At 45.6% G+C, this 21,956-nt stretch carries 16 protein-coding genes and 1 tRNA gene; 10 read left to right on the plus strand and 7 right to left on the minus strand.

Features of this window, described 5'->3' with window-relative positions:
* Nucleotides 1-11 precede the first annotated feature (11 nt).
* The 6 genes from ISX59_RS08765 to pheS form a co-directional block, all read right to left on the minus strand.
* Complete coding sequence (locus tag ISX59_RS08765) at nt 12-1,046, minus strand: porin (RefSeq protein ID WP_005807639.1); 1,035 nt, start codon at nt 1,044-1,046, stop codon at nt 12-14.
* 19 nt (nt 1,047-1,065) lie between these two features.
* Nucleotides 1,066-2,085 carry an ABC transporter substrate-binding protein gene (locus ISX59_RS08770; protein WP_182423852.1) on the minus strand — a complete coding sequence of 340 codons (1,020 nt, stop codon included), beginning with the start codon at nt 2,083-2,085 and terminating at the stop codon, nt 1,066-1,068.
* Between the two features lie 7 nt (nt 2,086-2,092).
* Entirely contained in the window at nt 2,093-3,352 is a 1,260-nt protein-coding gene (gene pgk, locus ISX59_RS08775; RefSeq protein WP_005807633.1) for a phosphoglycerate kinase, read from the minus strand.
* Nucleotides 3,353-3,441: 89 nt separating this feature from the next.
* Nucleotides 3,442-4,119, minus strand: a complete 678-nt coding sequence (nth, locus tag ISX59_RS08780) for an endonuclease III (protein ID WP_005821162.1) — start codon at nt 4,117-4,119, stop codon at nt 3,442-3,444.
* Nucleotides 4,116-5,309: an MFS transporter gene (locus ISX59_RS08785; RefSeq protein ID WP_005780580.1), complete on the minus strand. Its 1,194-nt coding sequence runs from the start codon at nt 5,307-5,309 to the stop codon at nt 4,116-4,118. The genes nth and ISX59_RS08785 overlap by 4 nt, the downstream gene beginning before the upstream one ends.
* 169 nt (nt 5,310-5,478) lie before the next feature.
* The gene (gene pheS, locus ISX59_RS08790; protein WP_005780578.1) at nt 5,479-6,498 is read right to left on the minus strand and encodes a phenylalanine--tRNA ligase subunit alpha; all 1,020 of its coding nucleotides are present in this window, start codon (nt 6,496-6,498) and stop codon (nt 5,479-5,481) included.
* Between the two features lie 546 nt (nt 6,499-7,044).
* Here pheS and ISX59_RS08795 point away from each other — a divergent pair.
* Nucleotides 7,045-8,175, plus strand: coding sequence for a hypothetical protein (locus ISX59_RS08795; protein WP_255580148.1), 1,131 nt, complete (start codon nt 7,045-7,047; stop codon nt 8,173-8,175).
* 163 nt (nt 8,176-8,338) lie between these two features.
* Here the strand turns inward: ISX59_RS08795 and ISX59_RS08800 are convergent.
* Nucleotides 8,339-8,412, minus strand: a tRNA-Ala gene (locus ISX59_RS08800).
* A 114-nt stretch (nt 8,413-8,526) separates the two neighbouring features.
* Here ISX59_RS08800 and ISX59_RS08805 point away from each other — a divergent pair.
* The 9 genes from ISX59_RS08805 (at nt 8,527) to ISX59_RS08845 (ending at nt 21,913) form a co-directional block, all read left to right on the plus strand.
* Nucleotides 8,527-8,829 carry a DUF4286 family protein gene (locus ISX59_RS08805; protein ID WP_044300076.1) on the plus strand — a complete coding sequence of 101 codons (303 nt, stop codon included), beginning with the start codon at nt 8,527-8,529 and terminating at the stop codon, nt 8,827-8,829.
* A complete protein-coding gene (ruvC, locus tag ISX59_RS08810) occupies nt 8,826-9,392 on the plus strand; it encodes a crossover junction endodeoxyribonuclease RuvC (RefSeq protein WP_005780571.1) in 567 nt (188 codons plus the stop codon). Before ISX59_RS08805 ends, ruvC begins: the two co-directional genes overlap by 4 nt.
* Nucleotides 9,393-9,441: 49 nt before the next feature.
* Nucleotides 9,442-11,442, plus strand: coding sequence for a type I pullulanase (pulA, locus tag ISX59_RS08815; RefSeq protein ID WP_044300077.1), 2,001 nt, complete (start codon nt 9,442-9,444; stop codon nt 11,440-11,442).
* A 179-nt stretch (nt 11,443-11,621) separates the two neighbouring features.
* Nucleotides 11,622-12,179, plus strand: coding sequence for an RNA polymerase sigma-70 factor (locus tag ISX59_RS08820; RefSeq protein ID WP_005807607.1), 558 nt, complete (start codon nt 11,622-11,624; stop codon nt 12,177-12,179).
* A gap of 89 nt (nt 12,180-12,268) precedes the next feature.
* On the plus strand, nt 12,269-13,267 hold the full coding sequence (locus tag ISX59_RS08825) for a FecR family protein (protein ID WP_044300078.1): 999 nt from the start codon (nt 12,269-12,271) through the stop codon (nt 13,265-13,267).
* Between the two features lie 137 nt (nt 13,268-13,404).
* Nucleotides 13,405-16,842 (plus strand): TonB-dependent receptor, encoded by a 3,438-nt coding sequence (locus ISX59_RS08830; protein ID WP_220575827.1) that lies wholly within the window; start codon nt 13,405-13,407, stop codon nt 16,840-16,842.
* 14 nt (nt 16,843-16,856) lie between these two features.
* On the plus strand, nt 16,857-18,722 hold the full coding sequence (locus tag ISX59_RS08835; RefSeq protein WP_005807600.1) for a RagB/SusD family nutrient uptake outer membrane protein: 1,866 nt from the start codon (nt 16,857-16,859) through the stop codon (nt 18,720-18,722).
* A gap of 104 nt (nt 18,723-18,826) precedes the next feature.
* Nucleotides 18,827-20,383 (plus strand): beta-N-acetylhexosaminidase, encoded by a 1,557-nt coding sequence (locus ISX59_RS08840; RefSeq protein ID WP_005780558.1) that lies wholly within the window; start codon nt 18,827-18,829, stop codon nt 20,381-20,383.
* 15 nt (nt 20,384-20,398) lie between these two features.
* Entirely contained in the window at nt 20,399-21,913 is a 1,515-nt protein-coding gene (locus ISX59_RS08845) for an arylsulfatase (protein ID WP_220575828.1), read from the plus strand.
* Nucleotides 21,914-21,956: the final 43 nt, after the last annotated feature.

The raw sequence follows: 21,956 nt of genomic DNA on the forward strand, positions 1-21,956 counted from the left end.
TGATTATCGTTTTAGAATCTTACCTGTACCTGCGCCTGAAACAGGTTACTGTCTTTTCCCTTATTCCGGTCGCAAAAAGTATATTGTGCTTGCAGTCTGCATTTGGGATAGAACCAATATTGCAGTCCGGCTATGTAATTCGTCTGTTTTCGGCCGATGGCTTTATCTGCGTTGAAATAGTCATATGAAACTACGAGGTCGAAGTTGCGTAGGAGCCGGCAACTTCCGGTGGCATAAAAACCGTCACTTTTCACAGTTCCGTCCTTTCCCGCCAGATATTCGGAACGGAGGCTGAACGGGCTTGTCGTGATGATACCTCCTATACTCCAGCGATTTTTGGTGTAGTTTTCCCCTGCCGGGATACCGGTTATTTCCGAATCGGCGACGGCATGTCCTGTTCCTTTTATAAACGAACCGCCTACCGACAGCCATTTCAGTGGATTTACCATCAGATTGCCGATGATATCTTTTTGATTGTTTTTATCTTTGATATTGAGTCCTTGTCCGTTCATCACCGCCAGTTTGTAGTATAGCAGGTCGTTCAGTAGTCCTCCGTGGATCATCGCACCGATGTCGCGTCCCGATGTCATGCCACAAGCTACGTCACTGCCGCTTACCCCTGCCAGATAACACACAGACTGTGAGTAGCAGTTAATCAGTTCCACTGTCGTGGGTGATAATTCGTTCTCGATCGTATAAGGGACTTTAAATTCTCCGATGCGGGCTTTCAGTCCGGGTAGAATCTGATAATCGGTATAAACCTCGAGCAGCATACCTCCATTGTAAAAGTCGTACATGAAATCGCAGGTCCAACGGTCGGTGATTCGTCCGTGAGCCATGAAAATGATTCGTTTGATGTCGAATGTATTGGTTTTCTTCGCTGCATCGTCATAAGTATATCCCAGCTGCGCATATCCGGCAAGGGTGATCCGTTCTTTTAGCGTATTGACGACTTTGTTTACCGTCATACCCTCTTTTTTTTCCTGTGCATTCAGGTTGCCGCTTGCCAGTAGCAGCACAAGTGTTAATAGGAATGTGTTTTTCATCTTTACTTTGTTGTATTTATTATGGTTTGAATTGGCCGGGAATGAAGGTCGTATCTACTAAGTTTTCACCCTGATAGTTACCGGGGATTGCTCCTTTGTTCTTCAGCCAGGCAATAGCTTTTTTTATGTCGTGAGAAGACGGACACATGGCAGGTCGATAATCGGGCAAGTCCACCTGGGCAGCCACTGTTTCCGGCAGTCCGAATTCTTGTGTTAATATCTCCCCCCATTTATCCCGGGGATAAGTTTGCAGGTATTTCACGCCGAGATTGTATCCGGTGATAAACCTCCTTATTTCTTCGTTTTTTTCTTTGATGGTCTCTTCTGTGAAAGCCGTTCCGGCGGAATGTATCCCCATTTGGATTGTATTCAGCAATACTGTGTGTCCGTCGTTTACCGCGATTGCCGTTGCCGGACCGGGCAAGAAAGATGCTGTGATCTGTCCGTTTTCCAACATCATCAGCCTCAAAAAAATGTTGTTGATTTCGGGTTTGTTCGCTTCACCGGGAGTAAGACGGGCCTGTTTCATTACTTCGTCGGTGGCATACTCTATCAGGGTATTGCAAGAGATGGCAATGTTTTTCCCTTTTAGGTCTTCCGGATTCCTGACATCATATTTTTTGCTTGTTATCAGGCTAAGGCAGCCATCATTTTCCATAACCAGACGCAAACGGACTCCTTTGGTCTGTAAAAGGGCGGCACATGGATAGTCGGTGAGCATACCATCCAGTTTGCCCGATAAGAAAGCAGCGTCACGATCGGTTGCCGAGGCATAAGTGATGAAGTTGACTTTTATATCCAGCGAATCATAAACACCGTAACGGGCGGCAATCAGATGAGGCAGTCCGTCGAAAGAAGGCATTAGTCCGAAAGTCAGAGGCTGAAGTTCGGATGACAGTGTATGTCCCTCTTTTTTGTCTGCACAGGCTGATAAAAGAAGCAGTAGTATGATGCTGAAAAAGAGTTTCACTCTTGACTTTTTCCTTTTAAAAAAGGCAACTCCGTGAGGGGCTGCCTTTTCTGTTTTATAGTGATTCACTTTAGTCTTATTCCTGAATAGCGGCAATACCCGGAAGAACTTTTCCTTCGATTGCTTCAAGCAATGCTCCACCGCCGGTAGAAACATAAGATACACCGTTTGCCAGGCCGAACTTGTTGACACAAGCTACAGAGTCGCCACCGCCAACGAGTGAGAAAGCTCCGTTCTTAGTAGCTTCTACGATAGCTTCGCCTACCGAGCGTGAACCGTGAGTGAAGTTTTCGAATTCGAATACGCCTGTCGGGCCGTTCCAAAGGATAGTCTTGGAATTCTTGATCACTTCGGCAAAGATTTCTTCTGATTTAGGACCGATGTCAAGACCTTCCCATCCGTCAGGAATTTCATTCACAGGACAGAATTTAGTGTTGGCATCGTTAGAGAAAGAGTCGGCGATCTTAGCGTCAACAGCCAATACCAGATTTACACCTTTGTCTTTAGCCTTTTGCATCAGTTCGCGGGCGAGATCCAGTTTGTCATCTTCGCAGATAGACAGACCGATCTGTCCACCCATAGCTTTGGTGAAAGTATATGTCATACCGCCTGTGATGATCAGGTTGTCTACCTTGTTCAGCAGGTTTTCGATGATTTCGATCTTAGAAGACACTTTAGAACCACCCATGATGGCTGTAAACGGACGTTTGATATCGTTCAATATCTTGTCAACGGCCTTCACTTCTTTCTCCATCAAGTAACCGAACATCTTATTGTTCACATCGAAGTATTTGGCGATCAATGCCGTAGAAGCGTGTGCACGGTGAGCCGTACCGAATGCGTCGTTTACGTAGCAGTCAGCGTATGAAGCCAGTTTCTTTGTAAATTCTTTCTGGCTTTCTTTCACGGCTTTCTTGGCAGCGGCTTTTTCTTCGTCGGTTGCGTCTTCAGCCAGTCCTCTCGGTTTGCCTTCTTCCTCAGCGTAGAAACGGAGATTCTCGAGCAACAGCACTTCGCCCGGTTGTAAAGCGGCAGCTTTCACGGCAGCTTCTTCGCCCATGCAGTCGTTAGCAAACTGAACTTCAACGCCCAGCAGTTCTGACACGTGCTTAACGATATGTTTCAGAGAGAATTTGTCGGCAACGCCTTTCGGACGGCCCAGGTGAGAGCCGATGATGATGCTGCCACCGTCTGCCAGAATCTTCTTTAGCGTAGGAAGTGCAGCACGGATACGAGTGTCGTCTGTAATGTTGAAGTTTTCGTCCAAGGGTACATTGAAGTCCACGCGAACGAATGCCTTTTTACCGGCAAAATTGAAATTGTCAATTGTCTGCATAATACTTTATTTATTTACTTTAAAAGTGTTAGTTTCTTTTATGATGACCGCAAAGTTAGTATTAATTTCTCTTTTTTGCTATGAAATCGTTATTTATTCTTCCTCTTCGGTGTGTCTTTGCTAACTTTATACTTCTCACAGTAATATTTACACATTAATTGCAAACCACAGGTTTCACATTTGGGTGTACGTGCCTGGCAGACATAACGTCCGTGTAGAATAAGCCAGTGGTGAGCAATGGGAATCAATTCGTTGGGGATGTTTTTCGTCAGTTCTTTTTCTACACTGAAAGGAGTCGTGCAGGCATCACCCACGAGTCCGATGCGGTGGCTCACTCGGAATACATGTGTGTCTACAGCCATGGCCGCCTTGTTGAATACGACAGACTGGATGACGTTGGCTGTTTTGCGTCCCACTCCGGGCAGTTTGATCAGTTCTTCAAGGGTACCGGGCACTTTGCTGTTAAAGTCACTCACCAGCATTCGTGCCATGCCTACCAAGTGTTTTGACTTATTGTTAGGGTAAGAGACACTGCGGATGTACTCGAATATCACTTCCGGAGTAGTAGCGGCCAGTGCTTCCGGGGTGGGGAAGTCTTGATAGATTTTCGGGGTGATCATGTTCACCCGCTTGTCAGTACATTGTGCGGAGAGGATAACGGCAATCAGCAGTTCGTACGGGTTGTTGTAATGCAGTTCCGTTTCGGCTACGGGTACATTCTCCTGAAACCAGGCGATTACTTTTTCATAACGTTCTTTCTTTGTCATCTTAATTTGTTCTTATGATAATGAGGTGCGACTTTCAAGTTAAAATAGAAGGTGGAGATCACTGTCAGGCAGGCTCCGAAGAGATAGGCCATGTCAAACGAGGTAAATTGGGCGATATAGCCGCCCAGAACCAGACCGATTCCGATGCCTACATCCCACGAGGTGAGATAGGTGGAAGTGGCTGTGCCGCGTTGGCTGTTCGGAGCCAAGTTGACAAACAGCGTGTTGAAGGCTGGAAACATGGTGCCAAACCCGACTCCCAGCAGCAGTGCTACCATGAAGAAAAGCACATCGGTTAGTTCGGGATTTATCTGCATCAGTTTGTCACAGGCAGAAAGAGTGAAGAAACAAATGCACACCAGATAAAGTCCCAGAGTGATAACCTGCGTGATGTGTCCCTTGTCCACCTGCCGTCCGGAGAACATACGTGAGACGGCCATGCCTATTGCCATGAACGTAAAGAACAGACCGGAGCTGAGTGTGATTCCTATTTCTTTGGCATACATGGCTATGTAAGTGCTTGTCATGCCATAGGGGATAGATAGCAAGAGCAGGGCAACGCCGGCCGGTATACCTTTTATTAATACGAAGCGGTCAAGTGAGATTGGCTCCCGCTTGACCGGTTGCTTGACAGGAGTCTTCACCAGACATGCAGCTACAAAACCGGCTGTGCCGGAGAGAAGTGAGCAGAGGAAGATGGTTTCGAATGAACAAGTGTCGTGCATGAAAAGCCCGATCATCGGTCCGAAACTCATGGCGGTGTTGTTCATCAGTCCGTAGTAGCCTACTGCTTCTCCTCGTCGTGAAGAAGGAGTGATGTCGATTACAATGGTGTTTCCTGCTACGGTCACCATACCGAAGGCCAGTCCGTGCACTACACGGAGCATAATGAATAATGACAGTACTCCCGCCAGGATATATCCCGCGAAGACGGTTATGAACACGAAATAAGCGATCAGATAGAGCGGTTTGCGTGCCAGTGTGTCCAGTAGATAGCCTGAAAAGGGGCGAATACAGAGCGAGGCCACAGTGTAGCATGATAAAATAACGCCTACTGCCGCATTTCCGGTTTGGAAAACTTCAGTCAGATAGAAAGGCAGTACAGGCAGAATCAAGTAGAAGGCAAAGTACAAAAGGAAGTTTGCTGCCAGTATCAAGACATAACCGGGAGTGACAAGCCTATCTTTCATTATGGTTTCATAATTAACAGTTGGACGATTTGCGATTGGAAGCCACTTCATCCTGTGAAGAACACGAAGTTTGAAGCGAATTAGACGATTTACTCTCTACACATCTTTCTTACCTCCTTCATGTCGGGAAGTAATTTCAATTGTAAATTGTAAATCGCCTGATCGTAAATCAATATGCCGCTTCGAATTCCTTTAGGAAACGGGTATCGTTTTCGGAGAACATCCGGAGGTCCTTCACCTGATATTTCAAGTTTGTGATACGTTCGATACCCATACCTAAGGCATAGCCACTGTAGACTTTGCTGTCAATTCCGTTGGCATCAAGCACATTGGGGTCTACCATGCCGCATCCCAGGATTTCCACCCATCCGGTATGTTTGCAGAAAGGGCAACCTTTTCCGCCGCAGATGTTACAGCTGATGTCCATCTCAGCACTGGGTTCTGTGAACGGGAAGTAGGATGGACGCAGGCGGATTTTTGTATCGGCACCGAACATCTCCTGGGCGAAGAGAAGCAACACCTGTTTCAGGTCGGTGAAAGAAACATCTTTGTCCACATACAGCGCCTCCACCTGGTGGAAGAAGCAGTGTGCACGATAGCTGATGGCTTCGTTACGGTAAACGCGTCCCGGGCAGATGATGCGGATAGGTGGTTGTGAAACTTCCATTACGCGACTCTGCACCGACGAAGTGTGTGTGCGTAGTAGCACGTCGGGGTGTGATTCGATGAAGAATGTATCCTGCATGTCGCGTGCCGGATGATCTTCGGCAAAGTTAAGTGCTGAGAACACGTGCCAGTCATCTTCGATTTCCGGACCCTCGGCGATGTTGAATCCCAGACGGGCAAAGATATCGATGATTTCATTGCGTACAATGGAGAGCGGGTGACGTGTGCCCAGTTCCACAGGGTAAGCCGAACGGGTCAGGTCCAGATCGTCCTGTCCGTTGTCTTGGTTGTCGAACTGTTCTTTCAGTGCGTTGATTTTCTCTTGTGCTTTAGTTTTCAGCTCGTTGAGCCTCATGCCGACTTCTTTTTTCTGTTCGGCAGCCACGTTACGGAAATCTGCCATCAAGTCGTTGATGGCTCCTTTCTTGCTAAGGTATTTGATGCGGAGAGCTTCGAGTTCTTCGGCATTGGCAGCCTTCAAGGCTGCTACCTCTTCAAGAAGTTGATTAATCTTAGCTATCATATCTTGCGATTTATTGTTATTCGGTTTTTCTTTAAATTGCTGCAAAAGTAACAATAATATTGCAATCAAAGGAGATAGAAAGAAATAAAATGTGTCAGTCGGCTGAATTCATCACAGAGTACTTGGGGTACACAAAGGAGAAACAAAGAAGTGAAACTCTATGATAAAGGAAAAAGATGTTTCTTTGGTAATTGCTTTATGACTTTTGTGGCTTTTCAGTTTTTCATTGGTGTATAATAATCAGAAGGGTAGAGATATTTTTCTTTCTTTTTTCGGTTTGTTGATACTTCAAGATAAGTTCGGGCAGTGAGTCGGTAACGTGCATGCCTTTCAATGGTTTTCCAACCGCTACCATATTGACATATATAAGAGATAAAATAAAAATAACTTTCTTTTTTTACAAATAATAGGTTGTTCTGTGAAAAATGATTATTTTAGCCGATGCGGGGGAGTGATTGGGCACGATAGCTATTCTTTTCGTCATAAGGTGAATTACGGATGCTTCGGATCTTATGTACAATCTTGCAGACCTTAAATTGTATGGATATGGCCGATTGGATGTCAGTAAAAAGTATATCTGATAAGTATGGGATCAGCGAATCGCGGGTGCTCGGATGGATACGGGAGTGTGAGATAACCTCTTCGACTGTGGGCAGCGTGGTGTTGATTGACGACGAGAGTGTGCAGAGATTGATCGGAAACGAGAAGCGGTTGGCGCGCCTGACCACTAATTACGAACAACTTTGTGGGAAGTTTGAACGGCGCATCGAGGCGGAACTTGAGAAGGACGAAGATGCCGCGCTTAAGATGCGCCTCTTTGATGACTTTGCGCCCATCGTGCGCCGGATATTGTCTATGGTGGTGGGTGGCTTGAGTACCGAAGAGCAAAAACTGTTTAATAGTGCCTTTGCCGCCTCTCCTCTTTCAAAGGTAGCCGCCAGAATGGGATTCGATTCTGTATGCGAATACATCAAGGAATTCAGGAAGACGTTGAGTGATCTGCCCGCAAGTACAAACGAAATCATCCATGGGCTTCAATCAGAACTTTCCAGAAGTCGGAAGAGCGTTGAGTGGTTCAAGAAGCAACAGATGGAAGAGTGGCAAATGATAGAAGCTGCGCGCAGACGTAATACCGATTTGTGGAACAGAAATGAGAGTCTGTCCAAGCAGAATAGATGCTTGGAAAAAGAGAAAGATGAATTGTCTAATCGTCTAAAAACACTGGAAGAGGTACTTGGCGGACGGGAGCGTATAAAAATAGCCGGGCCGGAAAAGGACGAAGATGCCGCAAGCTCCGGAGAAGCGCTTGTAGAGACATCGGAGGTGCCGACAGACCTGCGCAGTCAACGTTCTGAAGTGGGGAAATTGCAATGCTGCAAATCAAAGCTGTATGACCGGATCATTAGTTTGCGTGAAGAGGTAAGAAAAATCGAGTGGGAGATACAGCTATTGGAAAATCATTTGAAAATTATACGCAGTTGGGATTATGCCGGAATAGTCCTTGAAGTTTGGATTAAAAGGAATTTTGAGAAAAAGGTGAAGGTCTCTATACAAGAAGTGGTAACAGAAGTGGAAGCAGAGACCACGACACATACAGACTCCGAGGTTGCATCGGTGGAAGGAAAAAAGAAAGAAGATGGCTTTTGGCATAAACTTCGTTTCCGGTTCGGTCATTAATTGTGTAGTTGCTCTAGGGGAGAGGCTATCGAGTCTGGGAGGAACATTGGTCCATGATCTGTGGCAAACTGATGTAGAACTGGATAAAAAACAAAATGGGGGAAGTCCTCACGGATTTCCCCATTTTAATGATGAAATATTTACTATTTTTATTAATTGGGTGTGGAGAGTATCGGACTCGAACCGATCACCTTAACACTGCCAGTGTTACGCTCTAGCCAGATGAGCTAACCCCCCGTTGTTTTCATGATAACGTTTGCGAACGTTTATCTGTTTTGATGCGACAAATATAATGCATTATTCTGAAATAATTGCTATGTTTGCGGAAATAATCATCAAAAGATAAAAAATATGCTGATATACAATACCACTTTTCAGGTGGATGACGAGGTTCATGACAATTTCTTGATCTGGATCAAAGAAAGTTATATCCCTGAAGTAGAGAAACACGGAGCACTCCGTGCACCACGTATCTGCCGTGTGTTGAGCCATCGTGACGAGGGCACTTCTTATTCACTCCAATGGGAGGTGGATAATTCCAGCCTTTTGCATCGCTGGCATCAGGAACAAGGTGCACGGCTTAACCAAGAGTTGGTAAAGATATTCAAGGATAAAGTAGTCGGATTTCCGACATTGATGGAGGTATTGGAGTGATTCAGCCGGTTAAAGAGAAGATTATTCTGGGCATCGATCCCGGTACAACGATCATGGGATACGGAGTGCTGCGTGTCCGGGGGACTAAGCCGGAGATGATTGCTATGGGGATTATCGACCTGCGTAAATTCGGCGATCATTACCTTAAACTGCGCCATATACATGAACGGGTACTGAGCATCATTGAAAGCTACTTGCCGGATGAACTGGCGATTGAAGCCCCTTTCTTCGGGAAAAACGTGCAGTCTATGCTGAAACTCGGACGTGCACAAGGAGTGGCAATGGCTGCCGCGCTGAGTCGAGATATTCCTATTACCGAATATGCTCCGCTTAAAATAAAAATGGCTATTACCGGTAACGGGCAGGCTTCAAAAGAGCAAGTGGCCGACATGCTGCAACGCATGCTGCATTTTGCCAAAGAAGACATGCCTGTCTTTATGGATGCTACCGACGGACTAGCAGCTGCCTATTGTCATTTCCTGCAGATGGGGCGTCCTGTGATGGAGAAAGGGTATAGCGGTTGGAAAGATTTTATAGCCAAAAACCCGGAAAGGGTGAAGTAGCCGTGGGCTACTCAATTAATCAGATAATAATTTAATAGAGAGAAAAACCATGAAAATGAACTATCTTGCCTTTATCGGAGTGACTGCGGCCACGGCTGTAGTCAGTTGTACTCCTGCCAAGAAAGAATATGCGTCTTACGAGCTGTATCCGGTGCGTTCGGGCAGTCTCACGGAGATGGAGTATTCACCGGAGGCTACTAAGTTTATCCTTTGGGCACCTACCGCCGATGAAGTTCGTCTGATGTTGTTTGATTCGGGTGAAGGAGGGCATGCTTACGAAACAATTCCTATGGAGCCGGGTGAGGAAGGCACTTGGACTGCAACGGTCAGTAAAGATCTGATGGGGAAATTCTATACATTCAATGTCAAGGTAAACGATAAATGGATGGGAGATACGCCGGGTATCAATGCCAAAGCGGTGGGGGTAAACGGAAAGCGTGCCGCCATTATCGACCTGAAATCCACCGATCCGCAGGGGTGGGAAAACGATCAGCGTCCGCCGTTGAAATCACCTGCGGATGCAGTCATCTACGAGATGCACCATCGTGATTTTTCTGTTGACTCCACGTCGGGCATTCGGAACAAAGGGAAGTTTCTGGCTCTGACCGAACATGGGACACTGAATCCTGCCAAGTTGCTTACCGGTATTGACCATCTGGTGGAACTGGGAGTCACCCATGTACATCTCCTGCCATCTTATGACTATGCCTCAGTGGATGAAACCAAACTGAATGAAAATAAATACAATTGGGGATATGATCCGCAAAATTACAATGTGCCCGATGGTTCGTATTCTACTGATCCTTATGATCCGGCTGTTCGCATCCGTGAATTCAAACAGATGGTGCAGGCGCTCCACAAAGCCGGTATTCGGGTAGTACTCGACGTGGTGTACAATCACACGTACAATACTGACGGAAGCAACTTTGAGCGTACGGTTCCGGGATATTTCTATCGTCAGAAACCCGATGGTTCGCTGGCAAATGGTTCGGCTTGCGGCAACGAAACGGCAAGCAACCGTCCCATGATGCGTAAGTATATGATCGAATCCGTGCTCCACTGGATTAAAGAATATCATATAGACGGTTTCCGCTTCGACCTGATGGGCATTCACGACATCGAGACAATGAATGAAATCCGCAAGGCAGTCAATGCCATTGATCCTTCTATCATTATTTATGGTGAAGGTTGGGCTGCGGAGGCACCACAGTATCCGGGGGATTCGCTGGCTATGAAGGCCAATACTTTCGAGATGCCCGGTATTGCCGCTTTCTCCGACGAACTGCGTGATGCGTTGCGTGGTCCTTTCAATGATAACCATAAAGGGGCTTTCCTCGCCGGAATTCCCGGTGGAGAAGAAAGCATTAAATTCGGAATTGTCGGAGCTATCCAGCATCCTCAAGTCAACAATGACTCTGTGAATTACAGCAAAGCTCCTTGGGCTGCCCAGCCGACTCAAATGATCAGTTACGTGTCCTGCCATGATGATATGTGCCTGGTGGACCGTCTGAAGTCAAGTATTCCCGATATTACTTCCGAACAGCTTGCACGGCTCGATAAACTGGCACAAACGGCGGTGTTTACCTCGCAAGGTATTCCGTTCATTTATGCCGGTGAAGAGGTGATGCGCGATAAGAAAGGGGTGCATAATAGTTTTGAAAGCCCCGATTCCATTAATGCCATCGATTGGAACCGCAAAACCCTCCATGAAGATGTGTTCACTTACTATAAACGTCTGATCAGTCTTCGTAAGGCACATCCCGCTTTCCGTATGGGCGATGCGGAGATGGTGCGTAAATATCTGGAATTTCTTCCGGTGGAGGGCACTAACCTGATAGCTTTTCGTTTGAAAGACCGTGCGAACGGAGACTCTTGGGACAATATAATCGTAGTGCTCAATGCTCGTTCCGTTCCTGCCAAACTGACAATACCTGAAGGCAAATACACCGTTGTCTGCAAAGATGGGGTAATTGATGAGCGAGGTTTGGGGCTGTTGTACGGTCCGGAGATAACGGTTCCGGCACAGTCGGCACTGATCATTCACCAGTAGTATCAGTGATATGGAGAAAGCCCGGAGATAATCCGGGCTTAACTTTGTAAATGCTGATAATAAAAAATTGTAAGGGCATAAAAAACAAATATAAAGTTAACCTAAGTGGATTATCTCTAAAAAAACTGTCCTGATTTGTGGGATATGTGTGCATAGAGCAATCTTAAAATATCTGTATGATGAAATTTATAAGGAAGTCTCCGGCCGATATGGATAATCTGGAAAGTCCTCAAAAGTTTGAGGCTTTTTTTCTGGATTATTACCCTCGAATAAAAGGGTTCATTAATGGCTTGTTGCAGAATGCTGAAGAGGCGGAAGATATCTCTCAGGATATTTTTGCATTATTGTGGCAGAATCGGGGAAACTTGAAATTGATAGACAATCTGGATGCATACCTGTTCCGTATTGCCCGGAATGCGGTTTTCCGGCATATCGAACGTTCCCTGCTATTTCAAAATTATCAATCCTGGCAAACATCGGATGATCATCCGGAACATTGTGAAACAGAGGCGGAACTTGATGCAAAAGAATTGGAACTGATCATAGCCATCGCTGTGGAGAGAATGCCTGCCCAAAGGAAAAAGATCTACCGGATGAGCCGCGAACAGGGACTGAGTAATGAGAAAATAGCCCGTGAATTAAACATTAGTAAGCGTACGGTTGAAAATCATCTGACCCAGGCTCTGGCCGATATACGCAAAATATTGCTCTTGGTTATTATGGCTACCATCGTATAAACTTAGTAGTTTATTCCAAAAAAATCTCTTTCGGACTGTGTGTGTTTGGCGGGTTACGTATCTTATATACATAACCCATAAAATATACTATGTCTGACGCATACAAAATTATACGCAACTTTATGGCTTTTACAGCCAGTCCGGATCTTAAAAGCAAAGTCTGGACATGGCTCCTTGATTCGTCCGGCAAGGAACGGAAAGAAAAAGCACTCCATCAGATATGGGATGATTATCATCCTGCGGCAGATGCCTGTACCCGACATTCTTTACGGAAGTTTCAAAAAAAAGCAGGCTTTCCTTTATGTAAGCCGTCAAACCTTTATCGGTGGGCACGCATAGCAGCTTTTCTACTTATTCCGTTGGTGTCCATTGCTACTGCCTATGTATATGTCAGGCTGCATACGCACGATGTCCGTTTTGTCGAATGTATTGTCCCCAAGGGTGAACAAAAAGAAGTCACACTTCCCGATGGTTCGGTCATCACCCTGAATTCCGGGTCTGTATTTTTATATCCCACACATTTTACAGGCGATACCCGTTCCGTATATCTTTCGGGCGAGGGGCATTTTAAGGTTGTACCAGACAAGAAACTTCCTTTTGTGGTAGAGACTAATCACCTGGATGTCTGTGTGCTGGGTACTCAGTTTAATGTGCAGGCGTATCCTTTGGATAAGAGAACGATTACCACATTGGAGACCGGTTCTGTTGCCGTTAGGAAGAAGAATCAGACGGATTGTTTTGTTACTTTAGAACCCAACCAGCAACTGGAGTATGAAAACCGGGATGGAAAGTTTTATAAAAGGAATATAGACGCCTCCGTCTATTCGGGCTGGACCAAAGGTGAAATGAATTTTGTCTCTCAATCATTTAGGGAAATCCTGAAAACGCTGGAAAGAAGATATGCCGTATCCATCCGGTTATCATCCGATCTGACAGAATCGGACCGTATCAACTCGGATCTTTATACAATAAAGTTTAAGTATCGTGATAGTATCTTTCATGTTTTGGACATTGTGACAAAAACTGTAGGAGGTATCACCTATAAAGTGGGGAAGGACGAAACCATATCTATTTGTCCGCTAAAATAAAAGAAAGGAGAGCTGCCATATGAAAAAAAGGGAACCGGAAACAAATTACCACACCCATTTCCGATCCCCGAAATCAATCAAAAACTTTTTAACCTTTAGAGACTTTAAACAGTATTAATTGATTAACTCACAAAATTATGAAATTAAAAATCAATTTAAGGAATATTCTATCCGTAAAAATTCATAAAATAGTCCTTTTACTTCTCGCTTTATGCATTTATAACACTGCTTACGGGCAGAATCAGCGAATAAGTGTATATGGTAACAATCAATCTTTGCAAAAAGTATTCGAACAGATAGAGCAGCAAACCAAGTTAAGTGTGACATACAATCAGACCAAGCTGGATGTAAACAAGAAAATTAAGGAAAACTTTATAGACAAAAAGCTTTCTTTTGTGATGGATGCTCTTTTGAAGAATACCGGGTTTACTTGTAACTATGAACCTGAACATATAGTTATTACTCCTTCTGTGCAGCCAAAAGAGAAAGCTGCTGCCAAACAAACTGTCCAGATGAAAAAAATAACGGGTAAGGTAACCGGCATTACCGGTGAACCTCTCATAGGGGCCAATGTACTTGCCATAGGCAGTAAGCAGGCTACGATCACGAATCTCAACGGAGAGTTCACGTTAGAAGTTCCTGCGGACGGCAAACTGCAGGTTACGTATATCGGTTATCTGCCACAAGAGGTCAGTACCAATGGGAAAACCCAACTCGTCATTCAGTTGAAAGAGGATTCAAAGTTGATGGATGAAGTGGTAGTGGTCGGCTTTGGAACACAAAAGAAAGTCAATCTGACGGGAGCCGTTACCTCCGTCAATATACAGGAGACACTGGGTGACCGTCCGATAACGAATGTTACGGCAGCTCTGCAGGGAGTTGTTCCGGGATTAAAAATTGAAGGTACAACCGGTACACCCGGTGACAATTTGTCGTATAACATCCGTGGAACTACTTCTATCAATGGTGGCGGTCCTCTGGTATTGGTTAATAATGTTCCGATGGATATCAATATGATCGATCCGCAGGATATTGAATCGGTCTCTGTCTTGAAGGATGCGGCTTCTGCAGCCATTTACGGGGCGCGTGCAGCGTTTGGAGTGATTCTTATCACCACTAAGCAGGGAAAAAAGGACATGGCGCCTAAGTTTAATTATAATAACAATTTCTCGTTCTCCAAGGCATTGGAATTACCGCAAAAGGCGAACCCGCTGGAGTCCATATTGGCATATAAGGAAATGGGATGGCCTAATGATACGTATGTGGATGGTAAGAATATACCTCAGTGGGAAACGTATATACGTGATTATATGGATAATCCTTCCAAATATCCTCAAGGGTATGTTTTCGACGAAAACGGGAATCTGTTCCTGATGAGAGAAAACGACATGTTTGCGGATATGATGGACAATTATGGCTTTATGCAAAACCATAGCTTCTCGGTTTCGGGAGGAGGGTCCAGAACGAATTACCGCATCGGTTTGGGATATACCAACGAAGACGGAATCCTGATTACCGATAAGGACCGATATGAACGTGCCAATCTGTCGAGCTTCCTTAGTGTGGAGGTCAACAAATGGCTGACGACCCAATTGGATATACGGTATGCCAATTCTACCCAGAACAAAGTGGAACAAGGCGGAAGGAACGGAATTTGGGGAAGTGCCATGCAACTCCCTTCTTATCAGAATATTTCGCCTTATGAAGAGGATGGGATTACTTATCCCGCTGAAACTTCTGCCACTTACATCCGTTATGGAGAACCGCACATCGTTAAAAAAACTGACTTCAGAGCTTTGGGACGTATTATTATTTCACCTCTGAAGAACCTGAAGATAACAGGTGAATACACATATAACAGGGTGACGAATTACAACCGCATGTATGTGAACCAGTATAAATACATCGGAATGAATTTTACCGGTGTCCTGAATAATACGGAGAACACGCGGTATGCACTGACTCAGGGATTTAACAACTACAATGCGATCAACGTTTTTGCAAATTACGACTTTTCAATAGGTAATCATAATATAGGGGTGATGGGTGGATTCAACCAGGAAGAGAATCATGCTGAATCACAGTGGACGGAAAGAAAAGATGTGTTGTTGAGCAACTTGCCGTCCATATCGGGAGCTACCGGAACTACAACGGCTACAGACACATTCAATGAATATGCCCTTAGGGGACTCTTTTACCGCGTTAATTATTCGTACAAGGATCGGTACATGGTCGAAGCTAACGGACGTTATGACGGAACTTCACGTTTCCCTAAAAACAATCGTTTCGGTTTTTTCCCTTCTTTCTCGGGAGGGTGGCGCATTTCGGAAGAGTCTTTTATGGCAGGAACCCGGAGTGTTCTGTCTAATTTAAAGTTTCGTGCGTCCTGGGGATCGATAGGAAATCAGATCATTTTGCTGCCTAACGGTACACCGGACAATTATCCGTATATACCGGAAATGGCTCCGGGACTAACCAATTGGCTGGTAGACGGCAAAAGACCTACGACTCTGTCTACGCCGGCTATGGTCAGCAATGCGTTTACCTGGGAGAAAGTATATACGCTTGACTTCGGTGTCGACTTCGGATTTTTTGATAACAGGCTGAACGGAACTTTCGACTGGTACCGGCGTGATACGAAAGGTATGCTGGCACCGGGTATGGATTTGCCTTGGGTGGTGGGAGTAGCTGCCGCCAAGCAAAATGCCGCGGATCTGAAGACCTATGGCTGGGAACTGGAACTCAACTGGAGAGACCGTATCAAAGATTTCAGTTACCGTATCGGATTTAATCTCTATGATTCACAGAGTGAGATTACTAAGTTTAACAATGAAACCAATTTGTTGGGTACTTATCGGAAAGGACAGAAGATTGGTGAGATCTGGGGATATGTAACCGACCGTTTTTATAAAGAAGACGATTTCAATGCCGACGGAACCCTTAAAGAAGGTATTCCTATCCCGAAGGGAGTTGGAAAAGTGTATCCGGGGGATGTGCTTTATAAGAATTTTGATGATGATGCCAGTACCATCTGGACTGGAAAAGGGACAGCAGACGATCCGGGTGACCAACGTATTATCGGTAATTCTACACCGCGTTTCCATTACGGAATCAATGCAGGTTTGAGCTGGAAGGGATTCGATCTTTCCATTTTTCTTCGTGGTGTGGGTAAGCGTGACTTTTGGCGTACTGACCAGATTGCATGGCCTACAGGTACATGGGGAAGTTTGTTTAAAGAAACCCTTAACTTCTGGACACCGGAGCATACAGATGCTTATTTTCCGAGAGTATATGCAAACAATGGTGTGAATACCGGTTCGAATCGCTGGAAGCAAACCAAGTATCTGGCCAATGCGGCTTATGTGAAACTGCAAAATATCACCTTGTCTTATACATTGCCTAAAGCGTGGTCTAAACAAGTTTACTTTGACGAAGTCAAGGTCTTCTTCAGTGGGGAAAACCTTCATACATGGGATCATTTACCGGAAGGTCTGGAGTCGGATATGCTTTCAAAAGGAGCATGGGAGTATCCGTTTATGAAGAAATTTTCACTTGGATTTAATGTCACATTCTAAATAACCGAAATAGTATGAAGAAATATACATTTGCCTTGTTTATACTCAGTGCGATCGCTTTTACCGGTTGCCTGAACAATGATTTTATGGAAAGGTATCCGTTGGGCAATCCGACGGAAGAGACGGCCTTTGTGACGTATGATAACTTTAAGGCATATGCCTGGGGATTGTATGAAACACTTCCGAAATTAGGATACGGTGATACTTCAACAGACGATATCTCGTATAATCAGACGCGGGGAAGCAGCGAAAGCAACTGGATCAGGGGACTGGTCACTGTGCCTGATAAGAGGAATAATACGACTTGGGATTATTATGGTTTTATCCGTCGTGTCAATCTGATGTTGGGACGGATAGACGGTTCCCAGATGACTGAGACTGAGAAGGCGCATTGGAAAAGTGTCGGATACTTCTTTCGTTCATACCGCTATTTTTCATTACTGTCTGCTTACGGCGGCGTACCTTGGATAGACCGAGTATTAAGTGATAATGATACAGAGTTGATCAACGGTCCCCGTGCTTCCAGAGACGAAATCGCGAAGCATATTCTTGAAGATTTGCAATATGCCGAGCAGCATATCAACGTCAATGGTGATGGCAGTAATACGATTAACAGAGCCGTCGTACAGGCATTTATGTCCCGTTTCTGTCTTTTTGAAGGAACATGGAGAAAATATCATGGATTGAATGATGCCGAAACTTTTCTGAAAGAATGTAAACGGGTGTCTGCCGAGGTTATGAGCAGCTATCCTGAAATTTGCAGTAACTACGATGATCTGTTTTGTTCACTCGACCTGAAAGATGTACCGGGAGTCATACTCTATCGGGAGTTCTCGAATGCGGAAAACGTAGTACATGATACCAGCATTCAGGGAACAACCGGATCGTCCTACTATAACCCGACTCGTGACTTGGTGGACAGCTATCTCTGTTCGGATGGGAAAACCCGCTGGAACAGTCCGTTGTTCCAGGGAGATAAGGATATGTACAGTGAGTTCAGTTGCCGGGATCATCGACTCTGGCTGCAAGTGACTCCTCCATACAGAATTGACCGATCGGCTTCTACCGATGCTTGGGGGAATAAGTGGGAATTTACCGATGTCGCTAAGGACAGGAGCTTTATCGATAGCCTGAATATCCGGTTGGGAATAGGGTATGGAAGCGGCAAAGAGAGACAGAAGACGTTACCTTTCCGCCAGGGGTATGACGGAGGTATTCTGGGAGCAGTTCCGCATTTCGATTTCTATTTGGAAAATCAGCCTTGGTACAAGTCGGCTTTCGGGTATAATAATTGGAAGTATTATTGTACTTATTTGTCGATGGGATCGCAGCGAAATGAAGAGACCGATATGCCCATCTTCCGGGTAGAAGAGGTGATGCTGAATTATGCTGAAGCAACGTGTGAGTTGGGTGAATTCGATCAGTCCGCGGCCGATCAGACAATTAATAAACTGCGTATCCGTGCTAACGTGGCACCTATGAAAGTGGCGGAAATCAACGCCGCTTTCGATCCTAAGCGCGATCTGGGCGATCCTGCTTATCCGGGTGACTATGCTGTCAATCCTTTGTTATGGGAGATTCGCCGCGAACGGCGTATCGAGCTATTCTCCGAAGGGTTCAGGTTCGACGATCTGCGGAGATGGAAGAAGTGCCATTACGCGTTAAAGAAGAAGTTGGGTATGTATGTCAAGACATCGGACTTTCCCGCTGGAACGAAGGTGACGATTGACGGAGGTGGCGCAGAGGGATATCTTGAATTCCATCCTGTACAAACCCATACTTGGCCCGAATATTATTACTTGAATCCTATTCCACGTAATGAAAGGGTGCTGAATCCTCAGCTTGCTCAAAATCCGGGTTGGGATGACGGAGTAGAGTAGCCCCTTCCTGATTGATAAATGGTTTTAACCGTGTGATAAGAAACTGTCCCGAGAAATTCTTATCTTTGGACAGTTTCTTGTCACACTATAAATACTATGTTTAGATGAAATACCTGATTTTAATACTGCTTTTCCTCGGTTCGCACGCCGTCCGTCTGTGCGGACAAACGATCTTACCTACACCTGATTACCTCGAAAAAGCCAATGGACAGTTGCAACTCCAAGGCAAGATACGGATGCATGCTCAAGATGCTTCCGCTTCTTTCCTGCATTTGTTTTATGAAAAACTGATACCGAAAAGTGCCGTGGAATGGTGTAGTGAAAAGGGGCACAGCCAAATCTCCTGGGAGAAAGATGCCACACTTCCCGCAGAGGGTTATCGCATTCTTGTTACTCCCGAGAAAATGACTGTTCGTGCGGCAGATAACGCCGGTTTTATTTATGCCGTTCAGAGCCTGAGACAATGGGGTACACGGGAAGGGGACAAACTTATATTTCCTTGTGCGGAAATCACTGACTTTCCGCGAGTGAAATGGCGTAGCTTTATGCTGGATTCGGGACGCCAGTACCAAAAGGTCTCTACCATCAAGAAATATATCGATATGGCTTCGATGCTGAAAATGAATTATTTTCATTGGCATCTGACCGAGGGTCTCGGTTGGCGTATCGAGATAAAACGCTATCCGCTTTTGACACGGATCGGAGCTTTCGTAGGACAGGGGCCGGAGCAACAGGGATTTTATTCCCAGGAAGAGGTAAAGGAGATTGTCAGCTATGCGGCAGACCTCGGTATCACGGTTGTTCCCGAGATCGACATGCCCGGACATGCGGAGGCCGCACTTAATTCGTATCCGCGGTTGGGATGTTTCAACATTCCGGTGAAAGTGCCCCAAAGCGGTTTTACACAGAATATTTTTTGCGCCGGCAAAGACAGTACACTCACCTTCCTGCAGAATGTACTGGACGAAGTGTGCCGGATGTTTCCATCCGCTTATATTCATCTCGGAGGCGATGAGGCTCCTAAGGGAAACTGGGATAAATGTACGGATTGTCAGGCACGGATTGCGAAAGAAAAACTGAAGGACAGCCATGACCTGCAATTATGGTTTTCGGCCCGAATGGCAAATTACCTGAAACAGAAAGGACGGAAGGCTATCTTTTGGGGCGATGTGATTTATAAGGACGGTTATCCGTTGCCGGATAATGTGGTTATACAGTGGTGGAACTGGAGAGGGCACAAGGATCTGGCTTTGAAGAACGCTGTCAGGCATAATTACCCGGTGATTTGCGGTACGAACTATTACACCTATCTGAACTTCCCGCTCACTCCTTGGAGGGGATATGCCAAAGACCGCACTTTCGATCTGGAAGATGTGTATCTGCATAATCCCTCTTACAGGCCACGGGAAGAAAACCCGCTTATCCTCGGAATGAGTTCTGCACTGTGGACAGACGATGGAGTAACCGAAGATAGGATCGACCGTCGTGTCTTTCCGCGTATTCTTGCGCTTGCCGAACAAATGTGGTATTCCGGCAAACCGTTGAGTTTCGATGAGTTTTACGGTAAAGTTCTTCTGAAGCAACCATGGTTCGAACAACAGGGGTATTCATTCGGCCCTGCCCTGAAAAAGGAGGTAGACGTAAATTATAAATGGGATTAAAAAAAGAAACTTAGCATGAAAAGAATAGAAATCTATATCGGACTATCCGTATTTGCTTTATCGGCAAAAAGTCAGGTTAAAGAATCTCAACCCAATATCATCTATATTATCATGGACGATTTAGGGTATGGGGATATTGGTTGTTATGGTTCCGGAAAAATAGAAACTCCGAACATAGACCGGCTGTGTAAAGACGGCATCAGTTTCACCCAGCACTATACCGGATCGCCTGTTTCGGCACCGGCACGCTGTGTGCTGATGACAGGTATGCATTCGGGACATGCACAGATACGGGCCAATGATGAAATGGCATACCGGGGAGCCATCATGAATTATGACTCCATGTATGTGCATCCGAATCTGGAGGGACAGTATCCTCTGAAGGCCAATACAATGACTATCGGAAGGATGATGCAGCAGGCGGGATATGCCACCGGATGTTATGGGAAATGGGGGTTGGGTGCTCCGGGATCGGAGGGTACTCCCAATAAACAGGGATTCGACAGTTTTTACGGATATAACTGCCAGCGGCAAGCGCACAGTTACTATCCGGCATTTCTGTATAAGGATGAAGACCGTGTATATCTGAACAATAAAGTGCTCGACCCTCACACTGCCCGGCTGGATCCCGGAACAGATCCCCGCGATGAAGCCAGTTATGCCAAATTTTCACAGAAGGAGTATGCTAATGATCTTATTTTTGATGAACTGATTTCGTTTGTCGGACAGAATAAGAAGAAGCCTTTCTTTTTGATGTGGACTACTCCGCTTCCGCACGTGTCATTACAGGCACCGGAGAAGTGGGTGAAACACTATGTCGAAAAGTTTGGAGACGAGGCGCCTTACACCGGGAAAACCGGATATATGCCTTGCCGATATCCACATGCGACTTATGCTGCCATGATCAGCTACTTCGACGAACAGATAGGTAGACTGATAGAGAAACTCAAGGCAGATCATCTGTATGATAATACCATTATCATGTTCACTTCCGATAACGGTCCAACCTTTAACGGCGGAAGCGATTCACCGTGGTTCGATAGCGGAGGCCCTTTCAAGTCGGAGTATGGCTGGGGAAAATGTTTTGTTCATGAAGGGGGAATACGGATACCTGCCATTGTTACCTGGCCCGGAAAGATCAAACCTTCCACTCAAAGCGATCACATTTGCGGATTTCAGGATGTAATGCCTACTTTGGCGGATATTGCGAAGGTTGATTGTCCGCCGACTGACGGAATCAGTTTCCTGCCCACTTTGCTCGGCAAGACCGGACAGCAGAAAGAACATGCATATCTGTATTGGGAATATCCCGATCCGGTGATCGGTCTGAAAGCCATTCGTATGGGTAAGTGGAAGGGAATTATCGACAATATCCGGAAGGGAAACTCTACAATGAAGTTATATGATCTGGAGAAGGATCTCAGGGAAGAGCACGATGTGGCAGGCGAATATCCGGAAATTGTCCGGAAACTGACGAAGTTGATGGAAGAGTCGCATACCGAACCGGAAAACCCTAAATTCAGGTTCTGACCGGCTACGATTGCCCAATACTACGATTTTTTTTACTCTTATT

The organism is Bacteroides sp. FSHCM14E1, from assembly GCF_019633785.1.
GTDB classification, from domain to species: domain Bacteria; phylum Bacteroidota; class Bacteroidia; order Bacteroidales; family Bacteroidaceae; genus Bacteroides; species Bacteroides hominis.